Here is a 12,738-nt window from a genome sequence, read left to right on the forward strand (position 1 = left end):
CTAGTTGCTTTTGCTATTTAGCAGCCGCTAAGAGTCGGTTTTTTCTATCTATAAGTACACTAAAATTAGAGAGCGAAGCCAATGCCATATAGGCATGCTGCAATGTACCACTACGACTAAGCGCTTCTAACGCCGCACCAGATAAATTCTCTAATCGCTCTTCGTGCACGGTATAAAAACCTACCAGTTTATTTTCTGAGCCATCATTTAATGTAACACTAAGCTCAAAGGCCTCTAGTAGGTCATGCTTAATTAACTCGTCAAAAAATAATTTACTGCCCTTTTGGCCTTGGTAAATGGCCTCTAAAATAGACCCTATGCGCTCTAGGTAAGGTGTGTTACCACCCATAGGTAAAAAAACCGGTTCACCTTGGGTAGTACTTATTCTCGGGCTTTCCATATTCACATGAATAATTCGCCCAGGCTCACCACCTTGTTCGCTAGCCTGAAAACCAATTAGAAATGGCTCGCGCTCTATTACAAGCGGAATATAACTGGCTTGCCAGCCGGATTCGGTTAAATATAAGTTTTCATTTTCTTCAAACCCCATAAACGCTGCCGCATAAAACTCGCCGGATTGTTCATCTTTTTTAAAGCAAATGGGGTAATGGGATAATATATTGCGAAACTCGAAAGGAAAGGTGAGCACAGAGGCAACCGCATCGCCTAAACTGGCGCTACGTTGAGTATTAATTTTTAGGTTTTTATGGGTTACGTTATTTAAAATTACGTGGCTACTCATTTTATCTCCAGCCTGTGGGCACCATATGAAAAGCGTTATTTATATGTAGCTCTAAATTCTGCTGTTTGCTGTTTGCTGTTTGCTGTTTGCTGTTTGCTGTTTGCTCAGCCTATAACATAACATTGTGTTTTACCACGCCATCTAGCTTATTTAAACTACATTATAGAACATAAAAAAAGCCGCTAAATTAAGCGGCTTGTATGGGTTACCATATTACTCATTAGCTTTACTACACACGCTTAAAAGACGTAACGAGCGCCTAGGTTATAGCGGGCGTGACCTACAGCGTATTCACGTACTTGATAGCTTGAACGACCGTGTACACGTTTATTTTCTTCGGTGATGTTAATACCCTCTACGAATACAGACACATTGTCGTTAATTTCGTAGCTAACATTCAGGTCTAACTGAAAATACTCTTCAACAAACTTTGGATCTTTACCTGGGTCAACTAAGAACTGATCACGCCAGTTATAAGCCAAACGGATTTCTAAGCCATTTTTATCATAAAAGCCCACAAGGTTAGCGGTATCGCTCATTCCGGGCACAACCCACTGCTCTTCATTAAGGTTAAGGTCGTAATCTAAATCGCCATCTACAATAGTGTAGTTCGCCTGTAAGCCGAAACCCGTTTCGCCAAAGGTATGCTGCACCATAAACTCCATACCATTCACGCTGGTTTTGCGTTGATTGACTGGTTTACTTACGTCAAAGTAAATAGCAGGGTCCCCGGGTGCGCCATCTAGCTGCACAGTGGCATCTTCGCCTTCACCAGTGATAATTACATATGGGTTATTCCCATTCGCGTAGTTTTCAATGAAATAGGTATTAATGTCGTCGTCATCAAAAGTAACGCTTGAATCGCCACCTGTAATGGCCTCTATCGCTTCTTGATACAAGGCTCCACCATAAGGTGTAGTAACATTCTCATATAGTAGAATATCTTCAAACGTGCCATTCGCTATAAAGTTAGTAACATTTTTAGACCAAATACCAGCAGATGCGTAGCTGGCCTCACCGTAGTACCACTCTATAGAAAGGTCTAAGTTATCGGACTCCATAGGTAACAATTGTGGGTTACCACTACCGGCTGTACTATCTTCTTTACCTATCGACCAAATATTTAACTGCCCCTTTAAGGCACCATAGGTAGGACGAGTAATTGTTTTGCTATAAGAAGCGCGCAAAATTAAATCGTCTATTAATTCAATATCAAAATCAATGCTAGGCAATAAGACATCGTAATCACCTGTTAACTCAGTAAATTCCTGCAGGTCATCGCCGTTTTCATCTTTTAAATAACCGTAGAGGAATGTGTTAGACGAAACATCCCAACCAACCCCGCCTACAACAGGGGAAAGAGCTTCGGAATTCACTTCGGTGTACTCATACCGTAAACCAGCATATACGTTGTAATCACGATTAAACGCTTCACCTAAATAATGGCCTTGCACATAAACCGAACTAGAGGTTTCGGTGGTCAACTCATCAGAATTAAAATTATAGGTTGGGCAATAACCGGTACCGCACGGTCCCCCACCCTTAGAAGGGTTTGTTGTGTGGTCTCCAGAAATTAACAGATCTTCACCTCTTTCAATAAGAGCATCGAAGTCCCAAGAATAAAGTAACGTTTCTTGTCGTGGGTCGCCGCCACCATTCAAGCTATCAAACACACCGTCAATAGATTCGAAACTTAATAGATCGGCTATATCACCTGGCTCACCGACGCCGCTCCAATTGTTACGCTGAATATCGGTATATTGGCTGCGGTTTTTAACTTCCATTGTAGCCACACCAAAATCGATGGTATGTCCGCCATCGAATTCAAAATCACCCTGTATTTGTAGCTGCTTAACATCCATTCGAGAAACTGCAGTGCCAAATATACTACCGGTAATTCGTACATCGTTCGGGTCTTTTTCATCTACACGAATAATTTGACCGTAGTCGTTACGCTCACCTAGTTCAACATCCAGTATTGGCATACCGTCTGCAGAGAAATAACCGCTAGTTGTAATTCGGTTGTTAGACGCAACAGCAACTACGCTATTTGAACCGTACTTACTATTAGGGCTGTTTTCACCGCTTGAGTCGTGATAATCCAAAGAAAAGCTTAATTTTTCTGTCGCGTCCCACTTAATATTTAGGCCAATAGAATTGTTCTCGTTCAAAATCGCAAACTTACCAACGCCTTGTAAACTATCAGTAGCACACCCTACATGACGATAAGTAGTTGGAGACCAGATACGCCCTTCCTGCACCCATTCGGACTCTCTAGTTTGACAGCCAGGGTCAATCCATGCGGATAAATCTGTATGCTCGGTCGATATGGCATTTTCTGCATAGGTGTAATCCACTGTTGCTGTAACAGTATCAATTGGGCGCCATTGCATGGTTAGCTGGGCATTTGTGCGCTCGCGCTTAAACTCATCAAGGTTGTATTGAATGTTAGTAGGAATTGCATAAATGCCACCCTCACCAACTTCAGAAGGGAATCCAATAGCTGTTGGATCGCCAACCGCTATCGCACCACTATCTCCTTCACCGTTATCAATTTGCTCTTGCGTAACCAAGTTACGGCTGTAAAAATCCTGCGTGGTTGCAGACTGAGATCCACCTTCTCGATCTTGATAACTTGCAGCCAAAGAAATACCGAAGGTGTCGTCTGCAAAAGTATTACTAAAAATGCCTGATATTTCAGGCGTTACAGATGCCCCATCTCTGTTGCTCGGGTCATGCACACCCTTACCGCTAATTACAGCTTGAAAACCGGGCTTGTCCAATGGCTTAGCTGTTTTTACGTTTACTGTTGCACCAATACCACCAGTAGCAACATTTGCGCGACCAGACTTATAAACCTCTACCGCCGAAATACCTTCTGAAGCAATGTTCGCAAAATCGAACGACCTACCCCCGTTAGTAGGCATTTGCCGATCATTAAAAGTAACAATGTTAAAATCTGGTCCAAAACCGCGCACCGTAATTTTAGAACCCTCACCACGCTCACGGTCAATCGCAACACCCGTAATACGTTGTAACGATTCAGCGAGGTTTGTATCGGGGAATTTACCCATATCTTCTGCGGAGATGCCATCCACAACACCTTTGGCATCGCGTTTCATATCCATGCTGCGCTGTAAGCTTGCGCGAATACCCGTAACGATTACTTCTTCAAGTGCATTTTCTTGATTATCTTCTGCTTGTGTTTGCTGCTCTTGTGCATTGGCACTTGCAGCTACTGCTGTAGCAATACTTACAGCCAGTAATTTATGTTTGAATGATTGCTTATACATTTTTTGTCCCCTAATTGGAGCGATTATTTTTTTAAACGTTTGTATTTATTTCGAGTAACGCATTCAAGGTATGCCCGCCGCTTAAGTGTGCGGCGGGCTATGTTAAGCGTTAGTTGGTGACATTGATCCAGTTAAAGTTAATGGCCCCACCGATAAAGTCGAAACGAAGTGTTTGTTGACCAGCAGACAATTGCATCTCTACAGTTTGAGTAGTCCAATTTTGCCAACCACCGGTATCCGCTACAGGAATAGTGCTTGTAGTAATGCCATTGGAAGTAATGGTAAAGCCATCGCTACCACCACTGCTGGCTACACGCAATTCAATGAAGTAGGTACCATCAGCCGGCACTTCGACGTTGTATTGAAGGAAATCACCTGCGTCGATATACCCAACATTTTGACCGCCGCCTTCATCTGCGGTGTCTTCAAGCTGAACACCAGCCATTGACGAGTAATCTTCAGCTTCGATAAAAATCGCAATAGGGGGCGGAACAATTGCAAACCAGTTAAAGTTCATACCGCCAGCAAAATTAAACACAATAGCGTGTTCACCAGCAGTTAGATCAAACTCACCAGACTCCAATGTGGTCCACACTTGCCAGCCACCAGTACCAGGTAGGCTTTGGCCATCGATAAGCATATCGTCGATAGAAACATCAAACTCAGAAGCGCTTTCTAAGCCACTTGCCAAGCGATATTGGAATTTATAGGTACCGTCGATAGGTGCAACAATGGTGTATTCCAATGCTTCACCTGCGTCGATATAGCCAACGTTTTGGCCGCCGCCCGCGTCTTGGGTATCTTCCGTTTGCACTTCACCCGTTACCGCCGTGTAAGCTTCTGCTTCGTAAATAATGGGAGCAGGACCGGCCTTTACGATGGGCTGTTTGGCTAATGGCCCCTGGAAGCAGCTTTCATTCGAAACACAAGTAATTGCAACGTTATCGAAAACTAAATGCCCTGGTGCTGCTAGCTGAACCACAATGGCTTTAGTAATTGAATTGGTATCTAAATAGAGAGGCTGCCCTTCAACACCGTTACCGCCCAAGAACCAGTCTTGGCCCACTGCCCAATCGGGTGTAATAAATGGATTGGCTAAAAAGTCGCTAACGGGAATGTTGTACGTCACCCAAGTATCTAGCTGCAAGTCTGCAACGTTTAGCAGAACAGTGCCAAGGAATGGCCAACCGGTTTCCATGCGTATTTCGATGGTTTCGGTAGTTGTAGATGCGCTATCGATATACATATCAAACTGCAGCGCGGAATCTTTTCCAACTAAGCCTAAGCTCGGAGTATTCAAACTAAAATTAGACCATGTGCTTGCATCCGATTGATACCGAATAACAGCGCCACGTTCGCGGCTTGGGTCCACTGTATCTAAAAATGCGAGAGTTTCTAAATAGTTCAGGTAGTCCACATAAGCTAAGTAAGCTTGATATTCCTCGTAGCCCTCTTCACCTTCTTCTACAGGGTCCACTGGTGCAACTTCTGCTACAGGCTCCATAACGTCGGGCTGAGAAACAATACCTCTATGAGTAGGCACAGCGCTTTCTTGCTCTGTAACAAAAGTAACAGCTTCTTCGGCATCAGAGTAATGCCAGCTTAACGATGTAAGCTCATCTGTGAACAATGGGGTAACAATTTCACCAACCGACTCAATACGGTTGGAAGCAAGCTTATCCACATTTTCGTCAGCCGCGAATGCGCAGCTTTCTATTTGATCGGTAACAGACGTGTCACACTCATAAACCTTTACAAAATCTACCAGCATTGCATTTGGCAAACCTGAACTTGCTGCCGTTAACTCCATCATTATTTGCAGGTCTTGGCTAAACGGCTTAGTGGTAGTATCGGCAACCACGGTATCGCCGCTTAAATTGTATGACCAGGTATTAAGGGTATCTACGGTATGAATATGTATATCATCTATATACCAGCGAATCAGACTCTCATTCCACTCTATGGCATAGGTATGAAATTCCGCACGTACTACTGCGTTAGTGGGTTCATTAATTTCAACACCATTTACTAATCCAATACCCCAATGACCACCAGCAGTTGCCTTATTGTTCGCGCTCTCGATGGCCATTAATGCATTTTTACCATCGAACATGTCGGCCATTGGCATTAAGCCAAAGCCAGAGTACAAGCTTTTACCATCGGGCAACTGAATGCTCGCCTCAATACGCCCAGCCTGCCCCAGTGCAGCGGTGCTTTTAACGTAAGATGTTTGCCCTTCTACAGCGCTTACCGACAACACACCTTCAGAAGCAGATGCGTTCATCGCATCCCACGCCATGCTATCTAAACTATCGAATTCGTCGGACCACGTTAGCGTCCACCCAGATTCCTCGATGGTTTCAAAGTCACTTATTACGTTAATAGTCACCAAGGCACTGGCTGTATCGCCCGATGCGGTGTGGGTGGCCACATAGGTAAAGGAGTCTTTACCAGAGAAGTCCGCATTGGGTGTATACGTAAAAGAGCCATCGGCATTGAATACCAGCTCGCCATTAGCCGTGGTGCTACCGCTTTCTAATGCGAACGTGAGGCCTCTGCCAAAATCGTTTTCACTTACATCCGCCTCAACCGCATCGCCATCTTCTTGCGTTTTAAACACATCGCCTACGGCAAATACGTTGCGTTTAACAGTGTCATCAGCCGCATCCCCGCCACCACCACATGCCGTTAGGCTTGTAGCAGCCGCTATAGATAGCGCTAGATACAATTTATTCTTAACCATTGTTAACCCCATTATTGATTATTATTGATTGCGTATTGGGCATGCCTGAAACGTTGCTTCGCAGCAACGCGAGCGACAAACACGCCCTTAAATCAGTGATTAGCACATAGCTATAAACTTGATACAGCTCACAAAAAATGTCGCTATGTACCCGATAGTAAGAGGGGATGAAAAAAACGTCGTTCGACTAAAGGGTACTGAGTGAGAATCAATTGAAAACAGAAGGTTCGACCTAGCCAAACGATTCGAACGCCTAGGTTTTATAGGGCTTGCAGGGCAGTTTTGGCGTTTAGATGCTTAGCAAAAAACAGCAGAAAAGATGTTGACACAGGTCGATTTAAGGGGGGATATGTCGCTGTTTTGAGGTATAAATTCGAAAAAGCACTCAAGACCATGTAAGCGCTTTCGCGTAAAGCTTAACCACCGAATATTATTGTATGATTTTTTAACGACCCAAACGGAACCAAAAAAGCCGAGCGGTGACCACTCGGCTTTTTGAAATCTTAGTACCCATGAATGGGGTAATAATTTTAGCTTAAAGTAATTCTTACAATTTCAGTTCGATACCTTCATTCTTTAAAAAGCGGCGCCAGTCTTTATCTAGATCTGCCGGGTCGCCAAAGGCTTTTCTAAAGGCTTTTTCTCTATACATAGATTTTTGCGCATTTTTGTTTTGCTTGGGCAAGAGCAATAGGTAATCTATAAGCTCATCCCCTCGCTGCTCGTATAAAAAACGTACCAAATAGGTACCCATTATGTAGAGCACTTCTTTGTTGGACTTCTCTTTTTCTTCTAGATTATCCAAGCGAACGAGGTCTTGAATACTCAACCAACCGCCATTGTCGATTAGATCTTGCGCTCGCGACCAGTTAGTAGAGGAGATATTTTGAGTATGCGGGCCGAAGGGTTGCTTAATATCATTAAACTCAAAGGAGTAAGCTAAGCCATCGTACAGCCACAGTGGGTAGTAGGTTTTCGTTGTGGAAAACACGTTTGCCGCAACCGCAACCTGCTGTAACGCTTCTTTAGTTATAAAGTTGGTTTGCTTGAAGAAGTTCCAATCTGAACGCTTGCTTAGGTTGTCGTGCATAATGAGCAAGCCCGCTCGCTCACTGTATGAGCCTTTACCACGAATAAGGTAGTCCTTCTTTTTTAGGTAATCCATATACTCGGCTTCGTCTTGAAACAATATGGCTACCAGCTTGGTATCTAGGGGTTTAACCGCAAGGTTGGCAGAAATTAAAAACTCGCGTATAGAGCGGTAGGATATTTCAAGCTGCTGATCGAATATTTTCGCACCTTCGTCATTATTGCCAGTGTACAAAATGGACCAGTGATCCCCCTCGTGGGTTTTTACAGATAAGCCCGTGGTGGCGGTAATGTCTGCAGCTACATCACTTACATTATCTGCTGGCGGTAAAACCCCCTCGTCCATCGACTTGGCAATTTCACCTGGGTTATGGCGATAAAGCAGCTTGAAGTAGCGTACTTTCACATCTTCAGCAGACTTAGGGCTAAATTTGGCTTCAATTTTGTAGATAGACTCGAGAATAGGAACCAGCGATTTAGCGTAACGGCCGTATGCGCGTTCGTTATCTGCCAACACGGCTTTGTACAGTTTCAATGCCCCTTTGCTATCCCCTTTTTTAAGTAGCAAGGCTGCGTAATTATCGGTAACTGCCAAAAGGCTTTCGCTATCTGGCTCTAATACCAACATACCTAGGTCGTAGGTTTTTTTAGCGTATTGTAATGCTGCCTTTGCATCACCTTTTTCTAACGCTTGAGTGTATTGACTATACGCTTGAGCAAAATCCTTTTCTTCATCTGCGTGAGCTACTGTTAGGAGGGTAAAACTAAGTGCATATAAAAAGAAAAGTATAGCCTTCATAAATCTCACTATTTTGGTTATATAAGCATGCCTACTTTGCTGTACGCACAACTTAGATTATTGAATAAAGCCTAGCGAAAGACTTTAGCACACGGCCGCAAGCCTTCCAACACAAGATTCAACCAATTTTAATACCAATAATGGATAACTATATTGACCAATCCTAATTCAAGTAATTAGCCCACCTACCCATGGCCTTGCTTCCTAGCCATATAAATAAATAGTGACCACAAAGGGGCGTGCACCCCGCGAGGTGCACGCCATAACAACCAAGCTTAAAAAGTGTAGTTTTCCCAATCGGTATCGTACGCGCCGCCATCTAATGGAATAACGGTAAACGAAACTCGCACCACATCCCCCGCGCTTAGCCCAGTTACCTCGTAAACACTTGTGTCTGCCTGAGCAGACATCCTTACATTTTGCTGGTTACCACCGTTCACTAAGTAGTGAATATCTACCGCGCCCGCTTGATGCACAGTAAACGTAACAGATGAGCTAGAGGTAGCGCTGGCACAAATCAATTCGCAACCGCTGCCAAATGGATTGCTGGTGGTATTAACAATACCGCTAATAGTGGCAGATTGTTGACCGCCGGTATCTGTAGCATAAACCGCCACATTGTATTCGGTTGCTTCGGTCAATCCGCTAAGCGCATACGAAGTATCAAACACTGTTTCAGTTACAAATACTGCGCCGCCAACCTGCACCTCTATGGTGTAACTTGCTATACCGCGATCATCTGTTGCTGCCGCCCAGCTTAAATCCGCAGAGTTAGGCCCCACGTTTGCGCTATATACACCGCCATCAAGTGTTGGTAGTAAATCGTCGGTTTCGCTGGGCGTGGTTACCGTAATGCTTACCCATGCGGTTTCATTGCCAGAGCGATCCTTAGCTTTAACTTGAATGGTGTAACTTGTGCTGGCCGTTAAGTTATTAAACGAGGCGATGCTGGCTATAGAAGACGTTTCTTCTATTAATGTATCGGCTTGTAATACCTGCACTACATAACCTGCCATACGGTAGTTATCGGTAGATGCATCCCATTTAACATCCAAGCTCGTTTGGGTAAGGTTAAGCGCTTGCAAGTTTGCCGGTAGTGTAGGCGGTTGCGTGTCGTCGGGGTTGTTATCGGCGGTGGTCACCACGGTAAAATCATTGGGCTGCGCAATAAACTCAAAGCCATCGCTAGCCAAAATAGTTTTTGGTGTACCGCTAAAGTTATACGCTACGTAGGTTTTTATTCCGTCCTTTTCAAACACTAATGCAGCGGGGTCGTTTACCGTTAGCTCGCCAGTGCCGGTTTTTAAATGGCCGAGCGCATTCCACGTGTGCAACCAGTGGTAGGTGTGCGCCTTGGTTTCACCAAACTCTGGCGCATAGTTACTGCCTACCGTGTTGTAATCGGCGATGGCCGCTTCTGCATCAGTCAAGGCCCATAGGTTCCACCAAATATCGCGCCACTGATCGTCGATTAACCCCGAAGGTTTATTGTTGCTCGATTCACTTAAACCCAGTGCCACATAGTCTTCCATATACTCGGGGTGTAAGCCCACATGAAAAATAAGCGGGTTGGTAGGCAGCCCTTGAATACCAAGAATATGAGCGTAAGCGCCACTGAACCAGGTAGAGAACACGCCGCCATGCCCCCAAATAATAGAGGTAGTTAGTTTGTCGTAACCCGATGGAAAATTATCGCGGTCGGCATCGGCCCCCAAGTAGCGGTCGATGTTGTTCCAATATTCCCAGTAGGCCACCGACGAAGACGCGTGCAAATACATACCGCGCTCCACTAACTCATTATCGCCAGTTATTAACCCGTACAGAATAATTGCACCATAGGCATTGGCCGCTTCGGATGTGGATTCGTTGTTGTTACCCAGCACAAAGTTGGCACTACCCGATGCCCAAGAAAAGCCATTGGCGGGGTCGAAGTTACGCACGTAAGGGAACATAGTATCGTCTTTGGCACCGGCGTAATCGCGAATAAGCAGTTCCACCATGGGACCATACTGGTCTGCGCCACACCAGCTTGCATCTACTCGGCATATTTCTGCAGCGGCGCGTACAAAATAGCCGTAGTGAAAGTGGTGATCGTTTAGTTGTTGGTGTGCAGCAAAAGATTCTTCTAGGCCAAGCAAGGTATTCCACTCGGCATCGTACACAAAGTATTTTTTCTCATCCAAACTGCCGTTGGTGTTGGCGCTAAACCAATCTTGCAGTTCGGCTTTAAGCCAATTTAACAGCGTATCTGCTTCGCTTGTCATACCTACCGAGCGCGCTATTGCCGATAACTCGGCAACTTTATTAAACGCTTTGCCCGACCAATAGGTATCGGTGTGCGGGTTCCAATTTTCTGGCCCTTCAGCTACAAACGCCTGCACTAAGCCTGCGAGCACAGAGGAATCGAAATCCCCTACCGATGACGGTAAATACGGTAATACTCCCACATAAGGAATGGTGTAGCTAAACGAATCAATATGGGCAAATTGCACCATCCCGCGCGCACTTCGGGTTTTGTAGCCGCTTAATGCTGTATCGGAATACTTCCAATGCATGGGCAGTAACCCCGCGAGGGTTTGCACTGGCGTATTGCTTTCATTTTTATAGGTATGAGTAACCGTTACCATGTTATTGGTACGGTCTACCGAGTATTGAATATCTACTTTGGCAACCACTGCACGGGCGCTATCTTCAAACGCCTGAATAACAGTACTTGAAGGTGTACCGGCGCCCGCTGTAGGTAATAACGTTAAGGTAAATTCGTTCGCTGCATTGGTTAACGTAATGGTATCGGTTTCGATATTGTTAAAAACCGTTTCGCCTTCACCGGTAATTAAAAAGTCATTTTTGTTACCCGCTACACTGGTCCAAATACCTAAACTATTATTTTCATTATAAAACGTGCCTTTTTCACCGCCGTCTGCAGCTTTGGTGCGCAACACCATGTTGCCGCGATAGGCTTTAAAAAACACATAGGGGGAGCCGTGTACAAATGTGGCCTGCATAACCGGCAGGTTGCCACTCTGCCATTGCACGGTAGCGGTGCCATCGCTGTAGGATTTTAAATACGCTTCTAGGTTGGCATATTCGCTATTCGCTACCGCTATTCCATCGAATACCTCGCTAAAAGGGTCGGGTACAGAGTAAATAAACTGGTTGCCTTGCGCGCCCAAGCCGTTGGGTATGCCCATAATACGCACGCCTTTATTCGAGATACGTGCAGTTATTGGGTCTGGCGTTATGTAACCTGCGCCTGCCGGGTCACCTATTTTCATTTCACCTAAAAAAGAAACCGAGCCCCACCATTTATGCGTTGGGGTTGGCACGCTTGCCGCTTCCCCAACCACCTGCGGTGTACGGTAGGTTGGTGCGCCTATAGGGTCACAGCCGCTTACTCCTGGCTCCACAACGCCGGCGTTATAAATCCAATTACCGTAATCGTACACACAGCCATAGCTAGCAGGGTTAATCGCATCCGCAATACTGCCCGCGCCGTAGGCAGTAATAGTGTAAGTACTGGTATCCGCCGCATTTACGGTTGGGCGACTCATCGGTGTTGGTGGCTCTTCGGTGTAGCTCGCGCTAACTGCAATTGTAAATTGCTGCTGCAGGGTTACGTTGCCGTCACTATAGCTAAGCACCACTTCAGCATTACCAGCATGAGCTTGCTGGGGCGTGCCGGTAAGTATTCCGGTATCTGGGTCGAACGCCAGCCAGCTAGGCAAAGTAACCGCCGCATAGCTAATGACATCCGATTCGTCTGCGTCGCTAGCCATTATTTGATAGCTATACACGTTGCCCGCCGCAATGGCTGTAGCCGGCGTAGATTGAACAACTGGATCGCTGTTTTCGGGTTCGGGTGTTCCCGTGTCAGGCAGATCCGTATCGGGAATATCCGGTTGCGCGGGCTTGGATGTGCTTGAGCCCCCACAGGCGATAAGAGAAACAAACGCCACAATGTAAATTGCGGCACGTATCAGTCGCAGTATCATGTAAGTATCCTAGTGTAATTATTATTTGATAGATGAGGCAGGCTAAGCACACAGACAGTAAAGGTGTGGCAGCCGGTCAA

General features: G+C 45.4%; 5 protein-coding genes. All 5 read right to left on the reverse strand.

The annotated features are described in order from the left end of the window. Nucleotides 1-13 precede the first annotated feature (13 nt). The 5 genes from SDE_RS14810 to SDE_RS14830 all read right to left on the reverse strand — a co-directional run bounded on the left by SDE_RS14810 (nucleotide 14) and on the right by SDE_RS14830 (nucleotide 12,658). Entirely contained in the window at nucleotides 14-742 is a 729-nt protein-coding gene (locus SDE_RS14810) for a SapC family protein (protein ID WP_011469303.1), read from the reverse strand. Between the two features lie 239 nt (nucleotides 743-981). Then, the gene (locus SDE_RS14815) at nucleotides 982-4,035 is read right to left on the reverse strand and encodes a TonB-dependent receptor (RefSeq protein WP_011469304.1); all 3,054 of its coding nucleotides are present in this window, start codon (nucleotides 4,033-4,035) and stop codon (nucleotides 982-984) included. 109 nt (nucleotides 4,036-4,144) lie between these two features. Next, nucleotides 4,145-6,778 (reverse strand): carbohydrate-binding protein, encoded by a 2,634-nt coding sequence (locus SDE_RS21425; RefSeq protein ID WP_011469305.1) that lies wholly within the window; start codon nucleotides 6,776-6,778, stop codon nucleotides 4,145-4,147. Nucleotides 6,779-7,325: 547 nt separating this feature from the next. Then, a complete protein-coding gene (locus SDE_RS14825; RefSeq protein ID WP_011469306.1) occupies nucleotides 7,326-8,666 on the reverse strand; it encodes a tetratricopeptide repeat protein in 1,341 nt (446 codons plus the stop codon). A 275-nt stretch (nucleotides 8,667-8,941) separates the two neighbouring features. Further along, complete coding sequence (locus SDE_RS14830) at nucleotides 8,942-12,658, reverse strand: glycosyl hydrolase (protein WP_011469307.1); 3,717 nt, start codon at nucleotides 12,656-12,658, stop codon at nucleotides 8,942-8,944. Between the last annotated feature and the right edge of the window lie 80 nt (nucleotides 12,659-12,738).

Origin of the sequence: Saccharophagus degradans 2-40, assembly GCF_000013665.1 — a bacterium.
Lineage (GTDB): Bacteria > Pseudomonadota > Gammaproteobacteria > Pseudomonadales > Cellvibrionaceae > Saccharophagus > Saccharophagus degradans.